We start from the raw sequence: 24,507 nt of genomic DNA, 5'->3' as shown, positions 1-24,507 counted from the left end.
CGGCCATGGCGGGTGAGACGGGCGCGGCGTCGGGTGTGGTGTGCCGCCGCGAGGGGGGCGTGGCGGTGATCGCCCTGGCCCGCCCGGAGGTGGGCAACGCGTTGGACAGTCCCATGCGGCGGGCGCTGTTGGCGGCCGTGGAGGAGGTGGCGGCGGCGGGCCCGGCGGTGCGGGCGGTGGTACTGACGGGGCGGGGCGGGACGTTCTGCGCCGGCCAGGACCTGAGGGAGCACGCGGCGGCGTTGGAGGACGATCCGGGGTCGGCGTTCCGCTGTCTTGAGGAGGAGTACAACCCGCTGGCGCGGGCGCTGTGGGGTCTGGAGCAGCCGCTGGTGGTGGCCGTGGAGGGGGCGTGTGTGGGGGCGGGGCTGGGGTTGGCGTTGACGGGTGATGTGCGGGTGGTCGGGGAGGGTGCGACGTTCGCGACGGCGTTCGCTGGGGTGGGGCTGGCGGCCGACTCGGGGTTGAGCGTGTCGTTGGCGCGGGCGGTCGGTCCCTCGCGGGCGGGGGCGTTGTTCCTGTTGGGCGAGCGGTTCGACGCCGGGCAGGCCGAGGCGTGGGGGCTGGCGCACCGGGTGGTGCCGGCCGGCACGGCGGAGCGGGAGGCGTTGGCGGTCGCCGAGCGGCTGGCGGGCGGGCCGACGGCGGCGTTCCGGGAGATCAAGCGGCTGCTGCGGTCCGAGCCCGAGCCGGACTGGGCGGGCGCGTTGGTCAGGGAGACGGCGGCGCAGACCCGGCTGGGTGTCACGACTGATCATCGGGCGGCCGTCGAGGCGTTTCTGGCGCGTCGGCGGCCCACCTTCGAGGGGCGGTGAACCGGCATGGAGCGTCGGGTGGTTGACGGGCGGCTGGTTGACGGGCGACGGCCCGGGGACGGGGAGGAGTTCGCGGAGGGGCAGGCTCGTTTCGAGGAGACGATCGCCGCGGACCAGCGGGTGGAGCCGCGTGACTGGATGCCGGAGGCGTACCGGGCCACGTTGGTGCGGCAGATCGCGCAGCACGCGCACTCGGAGATCATCGGGATGCAGCCGGAGGGCGAGTGGATCACGCGCGCGCCGTCGCTGCGCCGGAAGGCGATCCTGTGGGCGAAGGTGCAGGACGAGGCGGGGCACGGGTTGTATCTGTACGGGGCGGCGGAGACGCTGGGCGCGGACCGGGCGGAGTTGACGCGGGCGCTGGTGGAGGGCCGGCAGAAGTACTCGTCGATCTTCAACTATCCGACGTTGACGTTCGCGGATGTCGGGGTGATCGGCTGGCTGGTGGACGGGGCGGCGATCTGCAACCAGGTGCCGTTGTGCCGCACGTCGTACGGGCCCTATGCGCGGGCCATGGTGCGGGTCTGCAAGGAGGAGTCGTTCCATCAGCGGCAGGGCTTCGAGCTGCTGTGGACCATGATGCGGGGCACCCGGGCGCAACGGGCCATGGTGCGGGAGGCGGTGGACCGCTGGTGGTGGCCGACGTTGATGATGTTCGGGCCGCCGGACGCGGCGTCGCCCAACTCGGCGCGGTCGATGGCGTGGCGGGTCAAGCGGCACTCCAACGACGAGCTGCGGCAGCGTTTTGTCGACATGACGGTGCCACAGGCGGAGCGGTTGGGCGTGACGCTGCCCGACGAGCGGCTGCGGTGGAATCCGGAGCGAGGGCACTACGACTTCGGGGCGCCGGACTTCGCCGAGTTGGCGCGGGTGATCGCCGGGGACGGGCCGTGCAACGCGGAGCGGGTGCGGCGGCGTGCGGCGGCGCACGAGGAGGGCGCGTGGGTGCGGGCGGCCGCGCGGGCGCACGCTGCGCGGCGGGGTGAGTGAGGTGGCCGGGGTGGCGGAGGAGTGGCCGCTGTTCGAGGTGTTCCTGCGGGGCCGGCGGGGGTTGAACCATGTGCATGTGGGGTCGTTGCGGGCGGCGGACGCCCGCATGGCGCTGACCCACGCGCGTGACCTGTACACGCGGCGGAACGAGGGCGTCAGCATCTGGGTGGTGCGCTCGGCGGACGTGACGGCGTCGGCGCCCGAGGAGCGGGACCCGTTCTTCGACCCGAGCGGCGACAAGGTCTATCGGCATCCGACGTTCTATGACATTCCCGATGACGTTCCGCACATCTGACGGTGCGGGTGCGAGGCGGCAGGGAGGTGGGAGCGGCATGAGCGGCGACGTCTGGGGCGAGCCGGAGGCGGACGGTGCACCGGCCGGCGGTGCGCGGTGGGCGTTCGGCACGGGGTTCGCCGATCCGCTGCACGGGGTGGACACGGCCGTGCCGGCGGGGGTGGACGGGGCGGAGCTGGCGCGGGTGTGTGTGGCGTTGGCGGATGACGCGCTGGTCGGCGCGCAGCGGCTCGCGGAGTGGGTGACGTGGGCGCCGGAGATCGAGATCGAGTTGGCGTTGGCGAACGTCGGTCTCGACCTGCTGGGTCAGGCGCGGCTGCTGTACACGCGGGCGGGGCAGGTGGACGGCAGCGGGCGTGACGAGGACGCGTTCGCGTTCGCGCGGTCTGCACCGGAGTTCCGCTGTCTGCGGCTGGCGGAACTGCCGCGCGGGGACTTCGCGTTCACGGTGCTGCGGCTGCTGGTGCTGTCCTCGGCGCGGCTGGCGGTGCTGGAGCGGCTGGCGGGGGCGGCCGATCCGGTGCTGGCCGCGGTGGCGGGGCGGGGGGTCGCGGAGGTGGCGTATCACCGGCTGTTCGCGGCGGAGTGGGTGGTGCGGCTGGGTGACGGCACGGCGGAGTCGCGGCGGCGGCTGCGGCGGGCGGTGGTGGAGGTCGAGCCGTGGCTGGGCGAGGTCGTGGACGACCGGGTGGGGGCGGGGTGGGGCGTGGCGGCGGGCGCGGTGCGGGCGGCGTGTGCGCGGGACTGGCGGCGGGTGGGCGAGGAGGCGGGGGTGCGGCTGCCGCTGCCGGCGCCGTGGGACGGGGCGCCGGGTGGCAGGGCGGGGGTGCACACGGAGCATCTGCCGGTGCTGCTGGCCGAGTTGGGGTCGGTGGCGCGTGCGCATCCCGGGGCGACGTGGTGACGGGCGCGGCGGCGGAGCTGGCGTGGCGGGTGGCGGGCGGGGTGCCGGACCCGGAGCTGCCGATGGTGACGCTGGGCGATCTGGGCATGGTGCGCGGGGTGGAGTGCGACGCGGCGGGCGGGGTGGTGGTGCGGCTGGCGCCGACCTATGCCGGGTGTCCTGCGCTGGCGGAGATCCGGGCGGATGTGGCGGCGGCGCTGGCGGCGGCGGGGTTCGGGCCGGTGCGGGTGGTGACGGTGTGGTCGCCGCCGTGGACGACGGAGTGGATCAGCGCGGCGGGGCGCCGGAAGTTGGCGGACGCCGGGATCGCGCCGCCGGGCCCGGTGCCGGCGCGCGGGGGCGGCCCGGTGCCGCTGGTGTTGGGCGCGAGGCGTCCGGCGGTGGCGTGTCCGCGCTGTGGCGGGCGGGAGACGGAGGAGGTGTCACGGTGCGGGGCGAGCCTGTGTACGGCGCTGTGGCGGTGCCGGGTGTGCCGGGAGCCGTTCGAACATCTGCGGGAGGTGTGATGGGCCCGGCGGCGGGGCGCGGCGTGTTCCATCGGCTGCGGATCGGGCGGGTGGAGCGGCTGTGCGGGGACGCGGTGGCGGTGACGTTCGACGTGCCGGCCGAGCTGGCCGGGGTGTTCGCGTTCGCGCCGGGGCAGTGGCTGACGGTGCGGCGATGGGTGGACGGCCGGGAGGAGCGGCGTTCCTACTCGGTGTGCGCGCCGGTGGGGGCGGCGCCCCGGATCGGGGTGCGGCTGGTGCCGGGCGGGCTGGTGTCCACGTGGTTGGTGCGGGAGGCGGCGCCCGGCGACGAGGTGGAGGTGGCGCCGCCGGCGGGGACGTTCACGCCGGATCTGTCGGTGCCCGACCACCATGTGCTGGTGGCGGCGGGGTCGGGGGTGACGCCGATGGTGTCGATCGCCGGGTCGGTGCTGGCGCGCTGCCCGGGCGCGCGGGTGACGCTGCTGTACGGGAACCGGGCGAGCGACTCGGTGATGTTCGTGGACGAGCTGGCCGAGTTGAAGGACGCGTTCCCCACCCGGTTCCAGCTGGTGCATGTGCTGTCGCGGGAGCCGAGGGAGGTCGACGTGCTGTCGGGGCGGCTGGACGGGCCGCGTCTTGAGGTGTTGGCGCGGGCGTTGCTGGACCCGGGGGTCGCGCACCGGTGGTGGCTGTGCGGGCCGCTGCCGATGGTGGACCAGGCGCGGCGGACGCTGGCCCGGCTGGGGGTGGACGGGGCCCGGGTGCGGGGCGAGCTGTTCCACGCGGCGGACGAGGAGCCGCCGCCGGCCGTGCGACGCGCGGAGAGGCCGGCCGTGCCGGCCGGGGAGCCGGCGAGCCGGGTGACGGTCCTGCTGGACGGGCGGGCCACGACGGTGGAACTGCCTCGCGGGCAGCGGGTGTTGGACGGGGCGCAGCGGGCCAGGCCGGAGCTGCCGTTCGCGTGCCGGGGCGGGGTGTGCGGCACGTGCCGGGCGCGGGTGACGGCGGGGCGGGCGGCGATGCGGCGGAACTTCGCGTTGGAGCCGGCGGAGGTGGCCGCCGGCTATGTGCTGACCTGCCAGGCCGTGCCGGAGACGGAGGCGGTGACGCTGGACTACGACGGGTGAGGGCGTGGTCGGCGGGCCTGCCCGGGCCGTCGTTCAGCCGAGGAAGCCGAGCCGGACCTGGTGGCGCGGGTTGTCGCCGTTGGTGTCCGCCAACCTCCGTAAGGGCAACCATGAGCCGACCCGCGTCCGCCTCCCGGAACGGACGCCGAGACCCAGCGAACTCCTCATCCGCCGGCCGTGGGTTCGAGCCCCGCCTGCCCCACCCTCTCGCCCCTTCTAAGCGGCGCCGTGACCTGGCGGTTTCCCCTGACGCGGGAGTCACAGGCTCTGACAAGCCGAGCAAGGGCGCCCATCGACACGTCGCCGAACACGGCTTCCGCTCGCTGTTCAGGGTCCTCAAGGCCCGGATGATGGCCTTCGCCGACCCGACGCGTGGCCTCCCGGTGGATCGCAGCGCGGCTGAAGCCACAGGCCCTGCGGGAGGACCGCATCCTCGACGAGATCCACGCCACCGGTGGCGACGTCCGGCGCCGCTGTGACCTCTTCGGCCTCTCGATCACTGGAGCCCTCCGATACGCCGCCACCATCGAGCACCCCGACCTGGCTGGTGGGGTTGGTGACGGCGCCGACGCCAAGGCCCAGGGGTAGCGAAGGCACCCGAGTGAGCGGCCGTGACGAGCGACTGCGATCGTGGGGGCCATGGGTGAACTGGTGGAGCGAGTCGACGAGCGGGACCAAGTGCTGGAAATCGTCGACCGGGGCGAGGCGATCCGGCACGAGTGGCTGCATCGCGTCGCCACGGTTGTCTGCCGCGATACCGCCGGACGGACCCTCGTGCATCGTCGTCCCGACAACGCGTCCCGCTTCCCGGGGAAGCTCAACTGGATGCTCGGCGGCGCGGCCGAAGTCGGCGAGTCGTACGAGGAAGCGGCGGCCCGCGAACTGGCGGAAGAACTCGGCGTTCGAGCAGCCCCTCGATTCGTATTCAAGTTCCTGTGCGCGGGCGTGATCAGCCCCTACTGGCTCGGCCTTCACGAGGCCGTGGTCGAGGCGCCTGTGCAACCTGATCCAGGTGAAGTCGCCTGGCACGGCTGGCTGTACGAGCGGGAACTTGAAGACCTCGTCCGTCAGCAGGACTTCGTGCCGGACGCCCGTGAGGCATTCGACCGGTATCGCGCCTTCAAACAGCCGACTCGACCCCTGGGTTAGGCTCGCCATACGTTTCCGGTCTCGCCCACCACCGCCGCGCGGTGGGCCGGCCGCTCGCCCTTCCCCTTGAGGACGCGTACGCGGCGTAGACCCCGATCTGGTAGTTCTCGACTCGGCCGGCCGTCCCGGAGTACTGCCGCTGCACGCCCGCAGAGGTGATGCCCTTCTTCGAGAAACCGGTGTCGTCCACGATCACAACCCCGTCCGGGGTGCCGAGGCGCTCGGCGACGCACTACTGCGGGCAGTCCCGGACCGCGTCAGCGCCCCAGGAAGCGCCGTTCAGCAGATGCTGGAAGCCGGCCGGTCCACGGTGCCCCGCGTACTCGGCCAATGGCCAACCGTTCTTCCGCTCCACCGGAGCCAGCAGACCATGCACGCAGTCCCGCATACGCCACCGCAGATCCACCCGCGAGAACAGCCCCGCCACACGGGCGAACAACGACTCCAACTGCCCAGCCCACAGGCCACAGGCCAGTTTCATTCATCCCCACCATGCCTGGAACAACGAAGCCGACCAGCTCGGGCAACGATTTCTCACGGGAGTACGCTCGCTCGATCGCTCCCAGGTCTGTGTCGTGCATAGCCTCTCCAATCCGGTCGCACAGGATACGGAGAATCGGCGGCATCACCCTGGGGAAGGGCTTAGCTACCCCAGGAAGCTGAGCCGGACCTGGCGGCGTGGGTTGTCGCCGTTGGTGTCGACGACGCACACGGACTGCCAGGTGCCGAGGGCGAGTTGGCCGTCGACGACGGGCAGCGTGGCGTGCGGCGGGACGAGGGCGGGCAGCACGTGGTCGCGGCCGTGGCCCGGGCTGCCGTGGCGGTGCCGCCAGCGGTCGTCGGCCGGCAGCAGGTCGCGGAGCGCGCCCAGCAGGTCGTCGTCGCTGCCGGCGCCGGTCTCGATGAGGGCGATGCCGCAGGTGGCGTGCGGGGTGAACACGTTGAGCAGCCCGTCCCGGCCGGCGGCGACGTCCCGCAGATAGGCGGCGCACTCCCCCGTCAGGTCGTGGACGGCCTCGTGGGAGCCGGTGGTGATGTCGATCAGGCGGCTGTCGAAGGCGTGGGTCATGCCGTCCATGGTCGGGGGTGGCGCGGGTCGGGGCGGTGGCGGGGGGCGGCGTGTCGCGGTGCCCCGCGGGCTCGGGGAACGCGGCGTCGCCGTCGGCCGGGCCGGGAGACGCGCCCCTGGCAGCCGCCACTCGCGCAACGACCAAGGCCCGCTGCTCAGTCAACGCTCCGCTCTGAGCCTGCTCTTGGGCGTGCTGGTAGGAGTCGGCGCCGGAACCTTGGCCGCCCTCGGAGGCGCCAACCCGGCAACCGCCGTGCTGACCGGCGGAAGCGCCTTCGGAACGTTCTCAGCGGCGGGGTGCCAGGCTGGAGTCGCGGACGATCAGTTCGGGGTCGAGCACGATCCGCTGGTGGCGGTGGCGGGCGGCGTCGTCGCCGGTCTCCTCCAGGAGCAGTTCGGCGGCCTGCTGACCCATGCGGACGGCGGGCTGCCGCACGGAGGTGAGGGGGACGGCGGCAGCGGCGGCGAACTCGATGTCGTCGTAGCCGACGATGGCCATCTCCTCCGGCACCCGCACCCCGGCGGCGAACAGGGCCTGGAGCACGCCGAGGGCCAGCAGGTCGTTGGCGCAGAACACGGCGGTGGGCCGGGGCGCCAGACCCAGCAGGCGGGCGCCGGCGTCGCGTCCTGAGGCGACGTCGAGGCGTTCGGCCTCGATGCGGCGCAGCGCGGAGCGCGGCAGCCCGGCCTCGGCGAGGGCGGCGAGGGCGCCGTCCTCGCGGTCGCGGCACTGCTGGAGCGACATGGGCCCGCTGACGTAGGCGACGGAGGTGTGCCCCTGGTCCAGCAGGTGCCCGACGGCGAGCGTGCCGCCGCGCACGTCGTCGACGGAGACGGAGCAGCCCTCGGCGCTGGGCAGGACCCGGTCGACGAAGACGAACGGGATGCCGTGCCGGCGGAACTCGGTGAGGTTGCGGCCCGACATGTCGGCGGGCGTCAACAGGACGCCACGGACGCGCTGTTCGGCGAAGAGGGAGAGGTAGTCGGCCTCCTCGGCGGGGCTCTGCGCACTGTTGCAGAGCATCACGCCCAACGTCTCGGCGCGGGCGACGCGTTCGGCGCCGGAGGCGACGTCGACGAAGAACGGGTTGCCCATGTCGAGGACCAGCAGGGCGATGATGCGGCTCTGCCCGGCGCGGAGTTGCCGCGCGGACTCGCTGCGGACGTAGCCCAGGCGCACGATGGTGGACTGGACGCGTTCCCTGGTCTCGTCGGCGACCATGTGGGGCCGGTTGATGACGTTGGAGACGGTCCCGACGGAGACTCCGGCGGCCCTGGCCACTTCCTTGATCCCCACCGTGTGCGCCATGTGCGTTGTCCGTTCGTCTCGTGGCCCGCGTGTGCCTCGCGGGCCATGGTATGCACCAGTCGGCCGGTCGGTCGGTGGGGGCCGGGCGGGGTGAGAGTCAGGCGAGGTGGAAGATCTCGGTCAGCGGCTTCATCGCCTCGTCGGGCCGCTGGTCGTCGAGGGCCTCGAACAGCTCGCCCATCTCGGCCTGCCAGCGGGCGTTGACGTCGGTGGCGGCCATGGCGCGCTGGGCGGCCTCGAAGTCCTCGGTCTCCAGGTAGCCGACGAGGAGCCCGTCGTCGCGCAGGAAGAGCGAGTAGTTGTGCCAGCCGGTGGCGGTGAGCGCGGCGCGCATCTCGGGCCAGACGTCGGCGTGGCGGCGGCGGTACTCGTCGATGCGGTCGGGCCGGACCCTCAGCAGGAAGCAGACGCGCTGCACGGACCCTCCTTGTGAAAGGTTTCATATGGGCGTGGGGGCCAGCATCGGACGGGGCGCGCGCCGCGTCAAGGGCGGGCGGACGGGACGGCCGCGCGCGGTTCCGTGACGCGGAACGGCGAGGTGAGCTGCGGTGGATCAGGGCGCTCCCTTGACAGCGCTCGGCGGCGACTCTTAGCGTCGAGGATGCACTGTGAAACGATTCATCAGACCTGAGGTCCCTGTCGTCTCCCCCGTCACCTCCCCACCCACCACTCCCCCACGTCCCCGTCTCCCCCACCCACCCGTCGCCCTCACTTCCCCCTTCCGCGCTGCTATGGGAGCCCTGATCGCATGACCCCCTCATCCGCCGTCAAGGCGGCCCTGTCCTCCCAGGTCGTCGAGACACCCTCGTGGGCCTACGGCAACTCCGGCACCAGGTTCAAGGTCTTCGCCCAGGCGGGCGTGCCGCGCACCCCGCAGGAGAAGCTGGACGACGCGGCGCGGGTGCACCACCACACCGGGGTGGCGCCCACCGTGGCGCTGCACATCCCGTGGGACCGGGTGGACGACTACGCCGCGCTGGCCGCGCACGCGCGGGAGCGTGGGCTGCGGCTGGGCGCCATCAACGCCAACGTCTTCCAGGAGGACGACTACAAGCTGGGCAGCGTCACCCACCCCGACGCGGCGGTGCGGCGCAAGGCGTTGGCGCACCTGATGGAGTGCGTCGACATCATGGACGCCACCGGCTCGCGCGACCTGAAGCTGTGGTTCTCCGACGGGACCAACTACCCCGGGCAGGACGACATCCGCGCCCGCCAGGACCGGCTGGCCGAGGCGCTGACCGCCGTCTACGAGCGGCTGGGCGAGGAGCAGCGAATGCTGCTGGAGTACAAGCTCTTCGAGCCGGCGTTCTACATGACGGACGTGCCGGACTGGGGGACGGCGTACGCGCACTGCCTGAAGCTGGGCCCGAAGGCGCAGGTGGTGGTGGACACCGGGCACCACGCGCCGGGCACCAACATCGAGTTCATCGTGGCGACGCTGCTGCGGGAGGGCCGGCTCGGCGGCTTCGACTTCAACTCCCGGTTCTACGCGGACGACGACCTGATGGTGGGGGCGGCCGACCCGTTCCAGCTGTTCCGCATCATGTACGAGGTGGTGCGCGGCGGCGGGTTCACCTCGGACGTGGCGTTCATGCTGGACCAGTGCCACAACATCGAGCCGAAGATCCCGGCGATCATCCGTTCGGTGATGAACGTTCAGGAGGCCACGGCGAAGGCGCTGTTGGTGGACGCGGACGCGCTGGCCGCGGCGCAGCGCGCGGGTGACGTGCTGGGCGCCAACGAGGTGCTGATGGACGCGTACCACACGGACGTCCGGCCGCTGTTGCGGGAGTGGCGGCAGGAGCGGGGCCTGGACCCCGATCCGGTGGCGGCGTACCGGCGTTCGGGCTGGGCGGAGCGGATCGTGGCGGAGCGACAGGGCGGCCAGCAGGCCGGTTGGGGGGCGTGACGATGGGCGCGGACGAGACGAGGGGCGCCGAGCGGACGCCGGTGGCGGAGCTGTTGGAGCGCGCGCACCGGCTGGGCGCCGACCCGAGGAACACCAACTACGCGGGCGGGAACGCCTCGGCGAAGGGTTCGGCGCCGGACCCGGTGACCGGGGGCGCGGTCGAGCTGATGTGGGTGAAGGGCTCGGGCGGCGACCTGGGCACGCTGCGCGCGGAGGGCCTGGCCGTGCTGCGGCTGGACCGGCTGCGGGCGCTGGTGGACGTCTATCCGGGGGTGGAGCGCGAGGACGAGATGGTGGCCGCGTTCGACTTCTGCCTGCACGGGAAGGGCGGGGCGGCGCCGTCCATCGACACCGCGATGCACGGCCTGGTCGAGGCGGCGCACGTGGACCATCTGCATCCGGACTCGGGGATCGCGCTGGCGTGCGCGGCGGACAGCGAGGCGCTGACGGCGGAGTGCTTCGGCGAGCGGGTGGTGTGGGTGCCGTGGCGGCGTCCCGGGTTCCAACTCGGCCTGGACATCGCCGAGGTGCGGCGGGCGCATCCGGAGGCGGTCGGCTGTGTGCTGGGCGGCCACGGGATCACGGCGTGGGGTGAGACGAGCGAGGAGTGCGAGCGGAACGCGCTGTACATCATCCGCACCGCCGAGGAGTTCCTGGCCCGCCGGGGTCGGCCGGAGCCGTTCGGGGCCGAGCTGCCGGGGTACGGGGCGCTGCCTGAGGCGGAGCGTCGGGCGCGGGCGGCGGCGTTGGCGCCGCATGTGCGGGGGTTGGCGTCGCGGGACCGGCGGCAGGTGGGGCACTTCACGGACAGCGCCGAGGTGTTGGACTTCCTGGCGCGCGAGGAGCACCCGAGGCTGGCGGCGTTGGGCACGTCCTGCCCGGACCACTTCCTGCGGACGAAGGTGCGGCCGCTGGTGGTGGACCTGCCGGCGGACGCGCCGCTGGAGCGGGTGGTGGAGCGGCTGGGCGAGCTGCACGCGGCCTACCGGGAGGAGTACCGGGCGTACTACGAGCGGCACGCGGGTCCTGACGCGCCGCCGATGCGGGGGGCGGACCCGGCGATCGTGCTGGTGCCGGGGGTGGGGATGTTCTCCTTCGGCCGGGACCGGCAGACGGCGCGGGTGGCGGGCGAGTTCTATGTGAACGCGATCAACGTGATGCGGGGCGCGGAGTCGGTGTCGACGTACGCGCCGATCGAGGAGTCGGAGAAGTTCCGCATCGAGTACTGGGAGTTGGAGGAGGCGAAGCTGCGGCGGATGCCGCCGCCGAAGCCGCTGGCGGCGCGGGTGGCGCTGGTGACGGGCGGCGGCTCGGGCATCGGGCGGGCGACGGCGCTGCGGCTGGCGGCCGAGGGCGCGTGTGTGGTGGTGGCGGACCGGGACGCGGGCGCGGCGGAGAAGGTGGCCGAGGAGTTGGGCGGCGCGGACCGGGCGGTCGCGGTGGCGGTGGACGTCACCTCGGAGGAGCAGGTGGTGGCGGCGGTGCGGGCGGCGTCGCTGGCGTTCGGCGGGGTCGACCTGGTGGTGAACAACGCGGGGATCTCCATCTCCAAGCCGCTGTTGGAGACGACGGTGGCGGACTGGGACCTCCAGCACGACATCATGGCGCGCGGCTCGTTCCTGGTGTCGCGGGAGGCGGCGCGGGTGATGATCGACCAGGGGCTTGGCGGCGACATCGTGTATGTGGCGTCGAAGAACGGGGTGTTCGCCGGGCCGAACAACATCGCGTACGGCGCGACGAAGGCGGACCAGGCGCACCAGGTGCGGCTGTTGGCGGCGGAGCTGGGCGAGCACGGCATCCGGGTCAACGGCGTCAACCCGGACGGCGTGGTGCGGGGTTCGGGCATCTTCGCCGGCGGGTGGGGCGCGAAGCGGGCGGCGGTGTACGGGGTGGAGGAGGAGCGGCTGGGCGAGTTCTACGCGCAGCGGACGCTGCTGAAGCGCGAGGTGTTGCCGGAGCATGTGGCGGCGGCGGTGTTCGCGTTGACCGGCGGGGACCTCGGGCACACCACGGGGCTGCACGTTCCGGTGGACGCCGGGGTGGCGGCGGCGTTCCTGCGGTGAGCGGCGTCGTGGCGAAGGGCGTCGGGTCGGGAGGCGTCGGATCGGAGGGCGTCGGGTCGGGGGACGGGGCGGCGCGGGCGGGTGGTCCGCCGTTCGCGGCCGTCGACCTGGGGGCGTCCAGTGGTCGGGTGATGCTCGGCTGGGTGCGCGGCCCCGACGGGTCGGACGGTGAACGGGCCGGCGGCGCGGTGGAGTTGGCGGAGGTGCACCGGTTTCCGAACCGGCCGGTGCGGGTGGCCGGCACGCTGCACTGGGACGTGCTGGCGCTCTACCGGGGTGTGTTGGACGGGCTGGCGGAGGCCGGCCGGCGGGCCGGGGGGCGGCTGGCGGGGGTCGGGATCGACTCCTGGGCGGTGGACTTCGGGCTGTTGGACGCCTCGGGCGCGCTGCTGGGAAATCCGGTGCACTACCGGGACGGGCGGACGGCCGGGGTGGCGGAGCGGGTCGCGCGGCGGGTGGGCGCGGCGGAGCTGTACCGGGCGACGGGGCTGCGGGCGCTGCCGTTCAACACCGTCTACCAGCTGGTCGCGATGGAGGGCTCGCCGCAACGGGCCGCCGCGCGGCGGCTGTTGCTGATGCCGGACCTGATCGCTTACTGGCTGACGGGGGTGGCCGGCACGGAGCTGACGAACGCGTCGACGACGGGTCTGATCGATCCGCGCACGGGCGACTGGGCGTGGGGCGTGGCGGAGGCGCTGGGCATCGACGTGGGGCTGTTTCCGCCGCTGCGGCGGCCGGGTGCGGCGGCCGGCGAGTTGCTGCCGGAGGTGTTGGACGAGTGCGGGCTGGCGGGTCCGGTGCCGGTGACGGCGGTGGGTTCGCACGACACGGCGTCGGCTGTGGTGGGCGTGCCGGCGGCGGGCGACGGCTTCGCGTATGTGGCGACGGGCACCTGGTCGCTGGCCGGGCTCGAACTGCCGGCGCCCGTGCTGTCGGAGGCGAGCCGGCTGGCGGACTTCACCAACGAGCTGGGCGTGGACGGCACGGTCCGCTATCTGCGGAACATCATGGGGCTGTGGCTGCTTCAGGAGTGTCTGCGGGAGTGGGCCGAGGGCGGCGTCGAGCCGGAGTTGGGGCCGCTGTTGGCGGAGGCGGCGCGGCTGCCGGGCCCGGGCCCGGTGGTGGACGCGGGCGGCGAGGAGTTCCTGGCGCCCGGCGGGATGCCGGGGCGGATCGCGGCGGCGTGCCGGCGGTCCGGGCAGCCGGAGCCGGTGGGGCGGGCGGGGATGGTGCGGTGTGTGCTGGACTCGTTGGCGTTGGCGCACCGGGAGGCGGTGGCCGAGGCGGCGCGGCTGGCGGGCGTCGAGGTGCGGGTGGTGCACGTGGTGGGCGGCGGCGCGCACAACGCGCTGCTGTGCCAGCTGACGGCCGACGCGTGTGGACTGCCGGTGGTCGCGGGGCCGACGGAGGCGGCGTCGTTGGGTAACGTGCTGGTGCAGGCGCGGGCCGCCGGGCGGGCGCGCGGCGGGCTGGGCTCGCTGCGTTCGCTGGTTGCGGCGTCGCAGGCGCCGCTTCGCTTCGCCCCGCGCGGGGAGCGGCGGGCGGCGTGGGAGCTGGCCGCGCGGCGGGTCGCCGGCGGCGGAAGGAGCTGAGGTGCGGGTCGCGCTCTTTGTCACGTGTGTCAACGACACGCTGTTCCCGCGCACCGGGCAGGCGGTGGTGGCGCTGCTGGAACGGCTGGGGGTCGCGGTCGACTTCCCGCAGGAGCAGTCGTGTTGTGGGCAGCCGCAGTTCAACACCGGCTACCGGCGGGCGACGGAGCCGCTCGTGCGGCGCTTCGCGCGGGCGTTCCACGGCTACGACTACATCGTGACGCCGTCGGGTTCGTGCGCGGCGATGGTGCGGGACAACTATCCGAGGATCGGGGCGCGCGCGACGGCGGAGGGGCGGGACCGTGGGCTGACGTCGATCGCGGCCTCGGTGGTGCCCAGGACGCTGGAGCTGACGGAGTTCCTGGTGGACGTGGTGGGCGTGACGGACGTGGGCGCGTACTACCCGCACACGGTGACGTACCACCCGACGTGTCACGGGCTGCGGATGCTGGGGCTCGGCGAGCGGCCCAGGCGGCTGCTGGAGGCGGTGCGGGGGCTGACGTTGGTGGACCTGCCGGGCGCGGAGGAGTGCTGCGGCTTCGGCGGGACGTTCGCGCTGAAGAACGCGGCGGTGTCGGCGGCGATGGGCGCGGACAAGGCGCGGCACATCATGGGCACGGGAGCGGAGGCGGTGTGCACGGTGGACAACTCGTGTCAGACGCACATCGGCGGGACGCTGTCCCGGCTGGGCTCGTCGGTGCGGCCGGTGCACCTGGCGGAGATCCTGGCGAGCACCGAGGAGCGGCAGTGGTGAGCGGGGACCGGGTGCGGGGCGACGTTTCGGGCGGCGGAACGTATCTGGGGATGCCGGCGTTCCCGGTGGCGGCCGAGTCGGCGACGCGGGACGCGCGGCTGCGGGCGAACCTGACGCACGCCACGCACACCATCCGGGACAAGCGGGCGCGGGCGGTCGCGGAGCTGCCGGACTGGGGGCGACTGCGGGCGGCGGGCGCGTCGATCAAGGACCGGACGCTGCGTCACCTGGACCACTATCTGGAGCGGTTGGAGGCGGCGGTGACGGCCGCCGGCGGGCAGGTGCACTGGGCGGCGGACGCGGAGGCGGCCAACCGGATCGTGACGGAGCTGGTGCTGGCGACCGGGGAGCGCGAGGTCGTCAAGGTCAAGTCGATGGCGACGCAGGAGATCGAGCTGAACGCGGCGCTGGAACGGGCGGGGGTGCGGGCGTTCGAGACGGATCTGGCCGAGCTGATCGTGCAGTTGGGCGACGACCTGCCCAGTCACATCCTGGTGCCGGCGATCCACCGCAATCGGCGGGAGATCCGCGACATCTTCGCGGAGCGGATGGGCGCGTGGGGCCGGCCGGCGCCGGAGGGGCTGTCGGACGAGCCGGCGGACCTGGCGGAGGCGGCGCGGCTGCATCTGCGGCAGAAGTTCCTGGACGCGAAGGTCGGGATCTCGGGCGCGAACTTCATGGTGGCCGAGACCGGCACCATGGTGGTGGTGGAGTCCGAGGGCAACGGGCGGATGTGCCTGACGCTGCCGGAGACGCTGATCTCGGTGGTGGGCATCGAGAAGGTGGTGCCGACGTGGCGGGACCTGGAGGTGTTCCTCCAGCTGTTGCCGCGCTCCTCGACGGCGGAGCGGATGAACCCGTACACCTCGATGTGGACGGGCACCACGGACGGCGACGGGCCCTCGACGTTCCATCTGGTGCTGGTGGACAACGGGCGAACCGACACCCTCGCTGACGAGGTGGGGCGGCAGGCGCTGCGCTGCATCCGGTGTTCGGCGTGCCTGAACGTGTGCCCGGTGTACGAGCGGGCCGGCGGGCACGCCTACGGCTCGGCGTATCCGGGGCCGATCGGGGCGATCCTGACGCCGCAACTGCGGGGCGTGGACAGCGCGTTGGACGCGTCGCTGCCGTACGCCTCGTCGCTGTGCGGGGCGTGCTACGAGGTGTGTCCGGTGGCGATCGACATCCCCGAGGTGCTGGTGCGGCTGCGGGAGCGGGTGGTGGAGGGCGGCGAGGCGACGGTCCGGGGCCGCCGGGTGCGGATCAGGCCGGCGCGGGGGCACGCCGCCGAGCGGGCGGCGATGCGGGCGGCGGCGTGGGCGCTCGACCATCCGGGGGCGATCCTGGCGGGGCAGCGGCTGGCCGGGCGGATGCGGCGCCTCCAGCCGCGTCGGCTGCCGGGTCCCGGGCGGGCGTGGTCGGCGACGCGGGACGTGCCGCCGCTGCCGGCGGAGTCGTTCCGCGCGTGGTGGCGCAGGACCAGGGGCGGCGAAGGGGAGGCGGGCTGACATGGACGCGCGCGAGGTGGTGCTGGGGCGGGTGCGGCGGGCGTTGGCCGACGTGCCGGCCGAGGAGACGCCGGAGCGGGTCGCGGTGGAGCGGACGTATCTGGACAGCCACCAACCGGCCGACGCGGTCGCGCTGTTGGCGGAGAACCTGGCGGACTACCGGGCGGTGGTGCACCGGGCCTCGGGCGAGGCGCTGCCGGGGCTGGTGGCGGAGCTGCTGGCCGGGCGGGGCGCGGCGTCGGTGGTGGTGCCGGCGGGGCTGCCCGCCGGGTGGCTGGCGGCGGTGCCGCCCGAGGTGCGGCGGGTCGCGGACGAGGAGGCGGTCACCGCGCGGGAGTTGGACGCGGTGGACAGCGTGGTGACGGGGTGTGCGGTGGCGATCGCGGAGACGGGCACGCTGGTGCTGGACGCGGGGCCGGACCAGGGGCGGCGGCGGATCACGCTGGTGCCGGACCACCACGTGTGCGTGGTGCGGGTGCCGGAGCAGGTGGTGGACTCGGTGCCGCAGGGCCTGCGGCGGCTGGACCCGGCCCGCCCGTTGACGTGGATCTCGGGTCCCTCGGCTACCAGCGACATCGAGTTGAACCGGGTGGAGGGCGTGCACGGGCCGCGCCGGCTGGACGTGGTGCTCCTCGGGTCGTAGGCCGCCCGGCGCGGGTGGGCCGTCGGGGGTAGGTCGTTGGCGCCGGTCGGCCTGGTCCTCCGGGCCGTTACCCGGGGGCGCGCGGGTGCGTAGCGTCCCCGGTATGAACCAGAGCGACGGCGGGACGGACGAGGCGGGGCGGGCCGGGGACGGCACGCTGGACGAGGCGTGGGAGCGGCTGCTGCGGTCGGGCCCCGAGCGGAACGGCTGGCTGACCAACCACGCGCCGATGGCGGTGGAGGCGCTGGTGCGGCGCGGGCAGGGCGCCCGGGTGCACCGGTGGATCGACGCCTACCAGGCGAAGTTGGAGGACCGGCCGGCGGCGCGGGACCGGATCACGGAGGAGAACTGGCGCGAGCGGCTGGGCGACGCGCGGCATCTCGGGGACTGGGCGCGGTACTTCGGCGAGCGGCTGGCGGAGCGGCCGTGGCCCGAGGTGGTGGCGGAGTGGTGGCCGAGGCTGCTGCCGGGGATCGCGGGGGGCGCGACGCACCCGGTGATCCGGGTGGGGCACGCGGTGCGGGCGCTGCTGGCGGACGGGGCGTCGGAGCCGAGGCTCGCGGAGCTGGCGGAGGGCCTGGGCTACTGGGCGGCGCGGCACCAGCCGCTGCCGGCGGGCATCGCGGCGGTTCCGGCGGCGGGCGAAGCGGCGGGGGCGTTGGCCTCGGTGGAGCCGGTCGCCGACCGGTCGGGCGGGATCAACCACCGGCTGGGGCAGTTGACGCGGCTGCCGGCGTGGGCGGGGACGCTGCCGGACGACCCGGCGGCGACGCGGGCGCGGCTGGGCGAGCTGGTGCGGGCGGCGGCCGGGTACTACGCGGGGCACGCGCGGGGCGGGCCGGTGATGCTGGTGCACGCGGTGACGGCGCCGAACGCGGTGCTGCGGGTGTTGCCCGCGCTGCCGGTGGAGCTGTGGCGGCCGAGCGTGGCGGCGGCCTGGTCGGCGAGCGCGGCGGTGGTCGCGGCGTACGCGCCGGACGGCGGGCCGGAGCCGGGGCGTGAACGCGGTGGCGACGAGCGGGAGTTGACGGCCGACGAGGTGTTCGCGCGGGCCGCCGAGCACGGCGACGAGCATGTCATCAAGCTGGCGGACTCCGTGCTGGACCTGCTGGCCGAGCGGCCCGGAGACCCGATGCCGGCGGTGGCGGCGCTGCGCGCGGTGGAGCTGATCGCGCCGGAGTGATCGGGCCGAGCCGGGTGGCGCGACCGTGTAGTTTCGCTTGACGGTCGGGCGTTCGAATTCTCGCTGGTCGCGGCCGGAGGGGCGGGAGGATGCTCGGGTCATGCGTCCACGTCACACCGCTCTCGCCGTTCTCGTCGCCGCCGTCTGGGGCGTCAACTTCGTGGTGATCGAGGTCGGCCTCGACCACTTTCCGCCGTTGTTGTTCTCGGCGTTGCGGTTTCTGCTCGCCGCGTTTCCCGCCGTGTTCCTGGTGCGGCGGCCGGCGGTCGCCTGGCGGTGGATCGTGGGGGTCGGGCTGGCGCTGGGGGTGGCGAAGTTCGGGCTGCTGTTCCTGGGCATGGAGGCGGGGATGCCGGCGGGCGGCTCCTCGCTGGTGTTGCAGGTGCAGGCGGTGTTCACGGCGGCGCTGGCGGCGCTGGTGCTGGGGGAACGCCCGGGCCGGGTGCGGCTGGTGGGCATGGTGGTGGCGATGGCGGGCATCGGCGTCGCGGCGTGGGACGAGGGGGTCTCGGGCTCGGCGGTCGGCTTCGCGCTGGTGGTGGGGGCCGCCGCGTTCTGGGCGGTGTCGAACGTGTTGACCCGCAGGGCCGAGGTGGACGACGCGCTGGCGTTCATGGTGTGGGTGAGCCTGGTGCCGGTGCTGCCGCTGGTGGCGCTGTCGCTGCTGGTGGACGGGGTGGACGCCAACCGGGACGCGTTGACGGGGCTGGACTGGGCGGGGGTTGGGGCGGTCGCGTATGTGGCGGCGGGCGGGACGCTCTTCGGGTTCGCCGCCTGGAGCTTCCTGCTGCGGCGCTACGACGCCTCGCGGGTGGCGCCGTTCTCGCTGCTGGTGCCGGTGTTCGGGATGTCCTCGGCGGCGCTGCTGCTGGGCGAGGGGATCTCGGCGGCGAGGTGGGTGGCGGCGGTGCTGCTGGTCGGCGGGGTCGCGCTGACCTCGCTGGGGCCGGCGCGGCGGGGGCCGGCGCTGGCGGTGGCCGGCTCGCCGGGGCTGGGGGCTCAGGAGGCCGGGTCGAAGGCGTGATAGGCCCGTTCGTCGAAGAGGACGAACCGCAGCTCGTCGAAGGCGCCGGAGGCGGCCGCCTCGCGGGTGGCGGCCAGCGCGATGCGCGCGGCGTCGTCGAGCGGCCAGCGGTAGACGCCGGTGGAGATCGCCGGCAACGCGACGGTGCGGGCGCCGAGTTCGGCGGCGACGCGCAGGGACTCGCGGTAGCAGGAGGCCAGCAGCGCGGAGCGGTCCTCGGCGGTGGAGTGGACCGGGCCGACGGTGTGGATGACCCAGCGGGCGGGCAGCCGGCCCGCCGTGGTGGCGACGGCCTGCCCGGTGGGCAGCCCGCCGCCGTAGTGGCCGGCGCGCAGTTCCCGGCAGGCGGCGAGGATCTCGGGGCCGCCCCTGCGGTGGATCGCGCCGTCCACTCCCCCGCCGCCGAGCAGCGAGGAGTTGGCGGCGTTGACCACCGCGTCGACGTGCTGTTCGGTGATGTCGCCCTGGACGCGGGTGAGTACGGACATGCCGCCCATGATGGCACCCGGGGCGGCGAAGACGGCTACGATCCGTCAACTCCCGGCTGCGGTCGGCGCGTTGCCCGCCCAGCGCAGCCCGCCCAGCAGCTGGGCGCGGAAGGCCGGGTCGGAGAAGGATTCGGGGGTGTGGCCGAGGGCGGTGTAGAACGAGCGTCCGCCGGACCGTTCGTGGCACCACACCAGGGGGTGGTCGGCGCCCATCCGGCCGCCCTCGTAGCTGGTCTCGTCGGCGGCGGCCAGGACCCGGACCCGGGGGCGGGGGTTGGTGGTGAAGTTGTACCACTCGTCGACGAAGTCCCAGCGGGCCGGGAGGTGGGCGGTGGCGGGGTGGTCGTGGTCCTCGACGACGACCACGCCGGGCTGGAGCGCGGGGTGGCCGTCGAAGACGGCGCCGACGACCTCGCTGCCGAACCAGGGCCAGTCGTACTCGGTGGTGGAGGCGCCGTGCACGCCGACGAAGCCGCCGCCGGCGGCGAGGAACGCGCGGAGCGCGGCCCGCCCCTCGTCGGTGAGGACCTCGCCGCTGGTGGAGAGGAACACCACGGCGCGGGCGCCGGGCAGGGCGGCGGTCAGCTCGTCGGGGTCCTCGGTCGCGGTCACGGCGAGGCCGGCCTCGGCGCCCAGCTCGTGGAAGGCGGCGACGCCCGCCGGGATCGACTCGTGACGGAACCCGGTGGTGCGGCTGTAGACGACGATGCGCTCTTCGCTCATGTCGCCATGGTAGAAGGCGCTTTCCCGCCGGCTCGGCAAGCGTTCGGCCACCCGTGCGCGAGGTTGTCATGATCAGGCGCAATTGGGGCACGGGAGTACGAGTGGCCCTTCCGCTGGGTCTCTTGCTCCGATTCCTCTTCCCTTCGGCCCCCGACCGGCCCCATGATCTTGGGCGACCCCCACGAAGGAGTACCGATGCCCCGTGAACATGTTGCCCGGGTCTTTCGCCAGCAGGCGGGGGCCTGCGAACGTCAGGGCTCCCCGCTCTACGGCGCGCTGCTGGAGCGGGTCGCGCGGGACATCGAGCACGGCGGGCCGTGCGCCGACGTGGTCGCCGACCACCACGACGTGGCCGTGGACGACGTGCTGCCGCTGCGGCTGCTCGGCGGGGCGCACGCGCTGGCGCTGACCGGCCGGGCCCCCGAGCTGGCGGCGCACTTCCCCAGCGCGGGCGGCGTGTTCACACCCGAGCGCCCCGACGCGGCCTGGCCCGCGCTGCGGGCGGCGATGACCGAGGAGCGGGAGTGGCTGGGTGACTGGCTGACCAGGCCGCCGCAGACCAACGAGGTGGGCCGCGCGAACCTGCTGGTCGCCGCGCTGCTGCACCTGGTGCCCACGGCCCAGACGCCGATCCGGCTCTTCGAGCTGGGCTCCAGCGGCGGCCTCAACCTGCGCGCCGAGCAGTTCCGTTACGAGGGGCCCCGGTTCGCCTGGGGCCCGCTGGACTCGCCGGTGCGGCTGACGAACGCGTGGGCGCCAGAGGTGCCGGGCTGGCTGCGCGCGGGGGCGCGGAGGCACCAGGCGCTGCGGATCGTGGAGCGGCGCGGCTGCGACCCGGCGCCGATCGACCCGCTGTCGGCCGACGGCTCGCTGGTCCTGCGGGCCTATGTCTGGCCGGACCAGCGGGAGCGGATGGCCCGACTGGAGGGGGCGCTGCGGATAGCGGCCAAGGTGCCGGCGACGGTGCAGGCCGGCGGGGCGGCCGAGTTCCTCTCCACGCTGGACGTGGAGCCGGGCACGTGGACCGTGGTGTGGCACTCGGTGATGCGGCAGTACGTGCCGCGCGCCGAATGGGCGGCCGTGGAGGGCGAGTTGGCGCGGCTGGCGGCGTCGGCGACGCCGGACGCCGGCTTCGCGCACGTCGCCTTCGAGCCGGGGCGGCACGACGGGGGCGCCCGGTTCTGGCTGTCGGCCCGGGTGGGCACCGGGCCCGAGCGGCTGTTGGCGTCCGCTCACCCGCATGGCCTGCCGGCCGCTGGCCGACTCCCGGCGGATGTCGCACGATGACCTCATGGCACACGCGATGGGGCGAGACGAGTGGCGGGCCTTCCTCGCCGAGGGCACCAGGACCGGGAAGCTGTCGACGGCGCGCGCGGACGGCACGCCGCACGTGGCGCCGGTGTGGTTCGTGCTGGACGGCGACGACGTGGTGCTGACCACGGGCCGCGAGACCGTGAAGGGGCGCAACCTTGCCCGGGACGGGCGGGTCGCGTTCTGCGTGGACGACCAGGCCCCGCCCTTCGCCTTCGTCGTGCTCCAGGGGCGGGCCGAACTGAGCGAGGACGCCGGGGAGTTGAAGGACTGGGCGATCCGGATCGCGGCCCGTTACATGGGGCGGGAGCGGGCGGTGGAGTTCGGCGAACGGAACGCCGCGCCCGGCGAGATGGTGGTGCGCGTCCGGCCCGAACACGTGGTGGCCCAGGCCGACCTGACGGACTGAGCCGGCGCGGTTCGCGACGCGCGACCCGCGCGGGCCGCGAGGTCCGCCGCCCGCCGGGGCCAGCCCTTAGGCTCGGCGGCATGGCTCCCGCGCGATTCAAAGATCTGGCGCTCGACGCCGTGGACCATCAGGCCCTGGCCGACTGGTGGTGTGCCGCCCTGGGATACGAGCGGCGTCACCGGGAGGACGAGAACGGGGAGTGGCCGCCCGAGTGGCCGGTGCCCATCCACGACCCGCTGGACGAGGGCCCGTCCATCTGGTTCAACCCGGTGCCCGAGGCCAAGGAGGGCAAGAACCGGATGCACATCGACGTCCGGGGCGACACCGAGGAGTTGCTGGCCATGGGCGCGACGCTGCTGCGGCGCCGCGAGGGCGCGACGGCCTCCTGGGATGTCCTGGCCGACCCGGAGGGCAACGAGTTCTGCGTCTTCCCGCCCAAGGTGCCGCCCGTGGTGCGCCCCACCGTCCGCTGAGCCCGGGGACCGCGCCGGCGCCCGCCGGCCGTGTGACACCATCGTCCGGCGCCTCCTGCCACGCGGTGTGGCCCGGGGGCCGGAACGAACGGCACGGCGGGCCGCCGGCGGGCGTCCGCGGGCCTCGGGAGGGCGAGGAGAACGGTGGCAGCGCTGATCGACACCGTGGCATGGGTGCACCTGGAGGACGGAAAGATCCTCGGGGCCCGTTCCCGGGGTAAGGATGTCTTCTATATCCCCGGTGGCAAGCGTGCTCCAGGAGAGAGCGATTTGGAGACGCTGACCCGCGAGGTGCGCGAGGAGCTGACCGTCGCCATCGACCCGGCCTCGGCCGTGCATGTGGGCACCTACACCGCCCAGGCCCATGGCCACCCGGAGGGGACGCTGGTGCGGATGGCCTGCTACACCGCCGACTACCTGGGCGATCTCGTCGCCAGCAACGAGATCGAGGAGATCGCCTGGCTGACCCTGGCCGACCGGGAGCGCACCGCGCCGGTGGACCACGCGGTCTTCGACGACCTGGCCGCCTCGGGCCGGCTGCGCTGAGGCGGCGGCCGGCCGCACGAGCCCGGCCCGGGGCGGCCGCGCCCGGGTACGATGGGGCCCTCTTGGCGGAAGGCGACGAGGTGGCCGGGGCACGGATCGACGGGCGGGTGGAGCGGGGGAACCAGTCCCGTCGGCTGGTGCTCGGACACACCATGAAGATCGCCTCGGTCGAGGGCCTCGGCGGCCTGTCGATCGGGCGGATCGCGACCGAACTCGGCCTCAGCAAGAGCGGCGTCTTCGCGCTCTTCGGCTCCAAGGAGGAGCTGCAACTGGCCACCGTCCGCGCGGCCCGCGCGGTCTTCGTGCGGAGCGTGGCCGAGCCGGCCGAGGACATGCCCCCCGGTCTGGGGCGGGTGTGGCGGGTCTGCGGGCGCTATTTGGCCTACTCGCGCGACCGGGTCTTCCCCGGCGGCTGCTTCTTCACCACGGTGGCCGCCGAGTACAGCGCGCGCTCCGGGCCCGTGCGGGACGCGGTGGCCCGGGCGCGCGAGGAGTGGATCGGCTATCTGCGCGGGCTGCTCGAAGAGGCGCGCGAGGCCGGCGAGTTGACGGCGGACTGCGAGGTGCCGCAACTGACCTTCGAGCTGGTGGCGCTGCTGGAGATGGCCAACGCCGACTCGGTGCTCCACCAGGATCACGAGAGCTACCGGCGCGCCGGCGCGGGCATCCGCGCACGGCTGACGGCCTGCGCCGCGCGCCCCGTCTCCCTCTCCGAGCCGGACTGAGCACGGGGCCGGCCGCACCATCCGGCGCTTCACGGCGGTCGGCCGGCGTTCGCCGGGCTCAGCGGGCGGAGCGAGCCGGCTCCTCCTCGTGGTCGACCGTCCGGACGAAGGCGAGGACGGCGTCGATCACCTCGGGGTCGGCGAGGATGCGGTTGTGGCCGAGCCCCCGGGTGAGCAGCGCGTCGGCGCGGCGGGCGTGGGCGGCCAGCAGCAGCCGGGCCTGCGCGACGGGGACCTGGCGGTCCTCCTCGTCGTGCACCACCATCAGCGGCACGGTGACCCGTTCCGGGCGGTGGGTGGCCGAGAGGGTGCGCAGCGGTTGGGGGACGCCGGGCAGGAAGCGCTCCGCGAGCTGCTGGCCCATCGCGCGCCGCACCCGGGAGTTGAGGCCGAGCTGGTCGCCGAACGAGTCCATGACCCACTCGAACTCGACGGGTGTCGACATGGTGACAAGCCGCTCGGCCGGCACGCCCCCGGCCAGCGCGTACCAGGCGGCCAGCCCGCCGAACGAGTGCCCGACGACCGCGCCGAACGGCCCGTGCTCGTCGGCCAACCGCCCGATGATCCGGCGGAGTTCGGGCAGGTCGCTGCCGGTGCCGCCGGAGGCGCCATGGCCGGGCGCGTCGAACGAGACGACCGCGTGGCCGCGCGCCAGCAGCGCCTCGACCAGCGGCGCGAACCGGGCGGCGCGGAACTGCCAGCCGTGGACCAGCAGCACCGGGCGCGGCCCCGCGCCCCAGCGGTAGACGGCGACCCGGACGTCCCCGACGGTGCGCGTCTCGGCGTGGGCGCGGGCCATGGTCGGCTCCTCGGCGGGCCGCACCGGCACGCGCCCGGTGGCGCGCCGGAAGACCGAGAGCGCGGCGCGGCCGGCGAGCCGGGGGGCGACGTGAACGGTGGTGTTGAGTGTCGCGCCGATCAGCGCGGGCCCTGACCGCATGGGGTCTCCTCGGGGGTGGTGTGCTCGACGCCGAGATATTAGCACGACCGTTCGCTCAGTTTTATGGGCGGTGCACAGGGCGGCGCGGGCC

General features: G+C 74.3%; 27 protein-coding genes and 1 pseudogene. 21 read left to right on the top strand and 7 right to left on the bottom strand.

The features are described 5' to 3' along the window. The first annotated feature begins 5 nt into the window (after window positions 1-5). From FH609_RS04740 to FH609_RS04705, 8 genes are all read left to right on the top strand, one after another. A complete protein-coding gene (locus tag FH609_RS04740; RefSeq protein WP_139670698.1) occupies window positions 6-815 on the top strand; it encodes an enoyl-CoA hydratase/isomerase family protein in 810 nt (269 codons plus the stop codon). A 6-nt stretch (window positions 816-821) separates the two neighbouring features. Further along, complete coding sequence (paaA, locus tag FH609_RS04735; RefSeq protein WP_139670696.1) at window positions 822-1,805, top strand: 1,2-phenylacetyl-CoA epoxidase subunit PaaA; 984 nt, start codon at window positions 822-824, stop codon at window positions 1,803-1,805. Continuing rightward, a complete protein-coding gene (gene paaB, locus FH609_RS04730) occupies window positions 1,798-2,100 on the top strand; it encodes a 1,2-phenylacetyl-CoA epoxidase subunit PaaB (RefSeq protein WP_405379063.1) in 303 nt (100 codons plus the stop codon). Before paaA ends, paaB begins: the two co-directional genes overlap by 8 nt. 37 nt (window positions 2,101-2,137) lie before the next feature. Further along, window positions 2,138-3,004 carry a 1,2-phenylacetyl-CoA epoxidase subunit PaaC gene (gene paaC / locus FH609_RS04725; RefSeq protein WP_139670694.1) on the top strand — a complete coding sequence of 289 codons (867 nt, stop codon included), beginning with the start codon at window positions 2,138-2,140 and terminating at the stop codon, window positions 3,002-3,004. Further along, window positions 2,998-3,510 carry a 1,2-phenylacetyl-CoA epoxidase subunit PaaD gene (gene paaD / locus FH609_RS04720; RefSeq protein WP_226961396.1) on the top strand — a complete coding sequence of 171 codons (513 nt, stop codon included), beginning with the start codon at window positions 2,998-3,000 and terminating at the stop codon, window positions 3,508-3,510. Before paaC ends, paaD begins: the two co-directional genes overlap by 7 nt. Beyond that, on the top strand, window positions 3,510-4,598 hold the full coding sequence (paaE, locus tag FH609_RS04715; RefSeq protein ID WP_139670692.1) for a 1,2-phenylacetyl-CoA epoxidase subunit PaaE: 1,089 nt from the start codon (window positions 3,510-3,512) through the stop codon (window positions 4,596-4,598). Before paaD ends, paaE begins: the two co-directional genes overlap by 1 nt. A gap of 372 nt (window positions 4,599-4,970) precedes the next feature. Next, window positions 4,971-5,186 (top strand): hypothetical protein, encoded by a 216-nt coding sequence (locus FH609_RS04710; protein WP_226961395.1) that lies wholly within the window; start codon window positions 4,971-4,973, stop codon window positions 5,184-5,186. Window positions 5,187-5,237: 51 nt separating this feature from the next. Continuing rightward, window positions 5,238-5,747, top strand: a complete 510-nt coding sequence (locus tag FH609_RS04705; RefSeq protein WP_139670690.1) for an NUDIX hydrolase — start codon at window positions 5,238-5,240, stop codon at window positions 5,745-5,747. A gap of 55 nt (window positions 5,748-5,802) precedes the next feature. Here FH609_RS04705 and FH609_RS04700 read toward each other — a convergent pair. The 4 genes and pseudogenes from FH609_RS04700 to FH609_RS04685 all read right to left on the bottom strand — a co-directional run. Next, window positions 5,803-6,228: pseudogene (locus tag FH609_RS04700) on the bottom strand (transposase); the annotation flags it as partial. Between the two features lie 165 nt (window positions 6,229-6,393). Then, window positions 6,394-6,816 (bottom strand): YjbQ family protein, encoded by a 423-nt coding sequence (locus FH609_RS04695; protein ID WP_139670688.1) that lies wholly within the window; start codon window positions 6,814-6,816, stop codon window positions 6,394-6,396. Window positions 6,817-7,102: 286 nt separating this feature from the next. Continuing rightward, the gene (locus tag FH609_RS04690) at window positions 7,103-8,125 is read right to left on the bottom strand and encodes a LacI family DNA-binding transcriptional regulator (protein WP_139670686.1); all 1,023 of its coding nucleotides are present in this window, start codon (window positions 8,123-8,125) and stop codon (window positions 7,103-7,105) included. Window positions 8,126-8,222: 97 nt separating this feature from the next. Further along, on the bottom strand, window positions 8,223-8,543 hold the full coding sequence (locus FH609_RS04685) for an L-rhamnose mutarotase (RefSeq protein ID WP_139670684.1): 321 nt from the start codon (window positions 8,541-8,543) through the stop codon (window positions 8,223-8,225). Between the two features lie 330 nt (window positions 8,544-8,873). Here FH609_RS04685 and rhaI point away from each other — a divergent pair, with 330 nt between their 5' ends. The 8 genes from rhaI to FH609_RS04645 all read left to right on the top strand — a co-directional run bounded on the left by rhaI (window position 8,874) and on the right by FH609_RS04645 (window position 18,801). Next, a complete protein-coding gene (rhaI, locus tag FH609_RS04680; RefSeq protein ID WP_139670682.1) occupies window positions 8,874-10,034 on the top strand; it encodes an L-rhamnose isomerase in 1,161 nt (386 codons plus the stop codon). Between the two features lie 2 nt (window positions 10,035-10,036). Continuing rightward, window positions 10,037-12,097: a bifunctional aldolase/short-chain dehydrogenase gene (locus FH609_RS04675; protein WP_139670764.1), complete on the top strand. Its 2,061-nt coding sequence runs from the start codon at window positions 10,037-10,039 to the stop codon at window positions 12,095-12,097. 131 nt (window positions 12,098-12,228) lie between these two features. Continuing rightward, window positions 12,229-13,689, top strand: a complete 1,461-nt coding sequence (locus tag FH609_RS04670) for a rhamnulokinase (protein ID WP_139670766.1) — start codon at window positions 12,229-12,231, stop codon at window positions 13,687-13,689. A 1-nt stretch (window position 13,690) separates the two neighbouring features. After that, the gene (locus FH609_RS04665) at window positions 13,691-14,443 is read left to right on the top strand and encodes a (Fe-S)-binding protein (protein WP_139670680.1); all 753 of its coding nucleotides are present in this window, start codon (window positions 13,691-13,693) and stop codon (window positions 14,441-14,443) included. Between the two features lie 50 nt (window positions 14,444-14,493). Then, complete coding sequence (locus tag FH609_RS04660) at window positions 14,494-15,951, top strand: lactate utilization protein B (RefSeq protein WP_139670760.1); 1,458 nt, start codon at window positions 14,494-14,496, stop codon at window positions 15,949-15,951. Between the two features lies 1 nt (window position 15,952). Then, window positions 15,953-16,594, top strand: coding sequence for a LutC/YkgG family protein (locus FH609_RS04655; protein WP_139670679.1), 642 nt, complete (start codon window positions 15,953-15,955; stop codon window positions 16,592-16,594). A gap of 103 nt (window positions 16,595-16,697) precedes the next feature. Beyond that, on the top strand, window positions 16,698-17,777 hold the full coding sequence (locus tag FH609_RS04650; RefSeq protein WP_139670677.1) for a questin oxidase family protein: 1,080 nt from the start codon (window positions 16,698-16,700) through the stop codon (window positions 17,775-17,777). Window positions 17,778-17,877: 100 nt separating this feature from the next. After that, window positions 17,878-18,801 carry an EamA family transporter gene (locus tag FH609_RS04645; protein WP_139670675.1) on the top strand — a complete coding sequence of 308 codons (924 nt, stop codon included), beginning with the start codon at window positions 17,878-17,880 and terminating at the stop codon, window positions 18,799-18,801. On the opposite strand, the gene FH609_RS04640 is transcribed toward FH609_RS04645, so the two are convergent. Both FH609_RS04640 and FH609_RS04635 read right to left on the bottom strand, forming a co-directional pair. After that, entirely contained in the window at window positions 18,777-19,289 is a 513-nt protein-coding gene (locus FH609_RS04640) for an O-acetyl-ADP-ribose deacetylase (RefSeq protein WP_139670673.1), read from the bottom strand. The two genes, FH609_RS04645 and FH609_RS04640, sit on opposite strands and share 25 nt — an antisense overlap. Before the next feature lie 45 nt (window positions 19,290-19,334). Then, window positions 19,335-20,012, bottom strand: a complete 678-nt coding sequence (locus tag FH609_RS04635; RefSeq protein WP_139670671.1) for a ThuA domain-containing protein — start codon at window positions 20,010-20,012, stop codon at window positions 19,335-19,337. Between the two features lie 195 nt (window positions 20,013-20,207). Between FH609_RS04635 and FH609_RS04630 the strand changes: the two genes are divergently transcribed. From FH609_RS04630 to FH609_RS04610, 5 genes are all read left to right on the top strand, one after another. Further along, the gene (locus tag FH609_RS04630) at window positions 20,208-21,299 is read left to right on the top strand and encodes a DUF2332 domain-containing protein (RefSeq protein ID WP_139670669.1); all 1,092 of its coding nucleotides are present in this window, start codon (window positions 20,208-20,210) and stop codon (window positions 21,297-21,299) included. Window positions 21,300-21,303: 4 nt separating this feature from the next. After that, window positions 21,304-21,732, top strand: a complete 429-nt coding sequence (locus tag FH609_RS04625) for a PPOX class F420-dependent oxidoreductase (protein WP_139670667.1) — start codon at window positions 21,304-21,306, stop codon at window positions 21,730-21,732. An 80-nt stretch (window positions 21,733-21,812) separates the two neighbouring features. After that, window positions 21,813-22,205: a VOC family protein gene (locus FH609_RS04620; RefSeq protein ID WP_139670665.1), complete on the top strand. Its 393-nt coding sequence runs from the start codon at window positions 21,813-21,815 to the stop codon at window positions 22,203-22,205. Between the two features lie 144 nt (window positions 22,206-22,349). Then, on the top strand, window positions 22,350-22,751 hold the full coding sequence (locus FH609_RS04615; RefSeq protein ID WP_139670663.1) for an NUDIX hydrolase: 402 nt from the start codon (window positions 22,350-22,352) through the stop codon (window positions 22,749-22,751). Window positions 22,752-22,831: 80 nt separating this feature from the next. Next, complete coding sequence (locus FH609_RS04610) at window positions 22,832-23,476, top strand: TetR/AcrR family transcriptional regulator (RefSeq protein ID WP_139670758.1); 645 nt, start codon at window positions 22,832-22,834, stop codon at window positions 23,474-23,476. 58 nt (window positions 23,477-23,534) lie between these two features. On the opposite strand, the gene FH609_RS04605 is transcribed toward FH609_RS04610, so the two are convergent. Further along, window positions 23,535-24,416: an alpha/beta hydrolase gene (locus FH609_RS04605; RefSeq protein WP_139670662.1), complete on the bottom strand. Its 882-nt coding sequence runs from the start codon at window positions 24,414-24,416 to the stop codon at window positions 23,535-23,537. Window positions 24,417-24,507 lie beyond the last annotated feature (91 nt).

The sequence above is a fragment of the Streptomyces sp. 3MP-14 genome, from assembly GCF_006334905.2.
Taxonomy (GTDB): domain Bacteria; phylum Actinomycetota; class Actinomycetes; order Streptomycetales; family Streptomycetaceae; genus Streptomyces; species Streptomyces triticirhizae.
The sequence above is the reverse complement of the archived record's forward strand: the minus strand, read 5'-3'. Positions and strand labels throughout refer to the sequence as shown.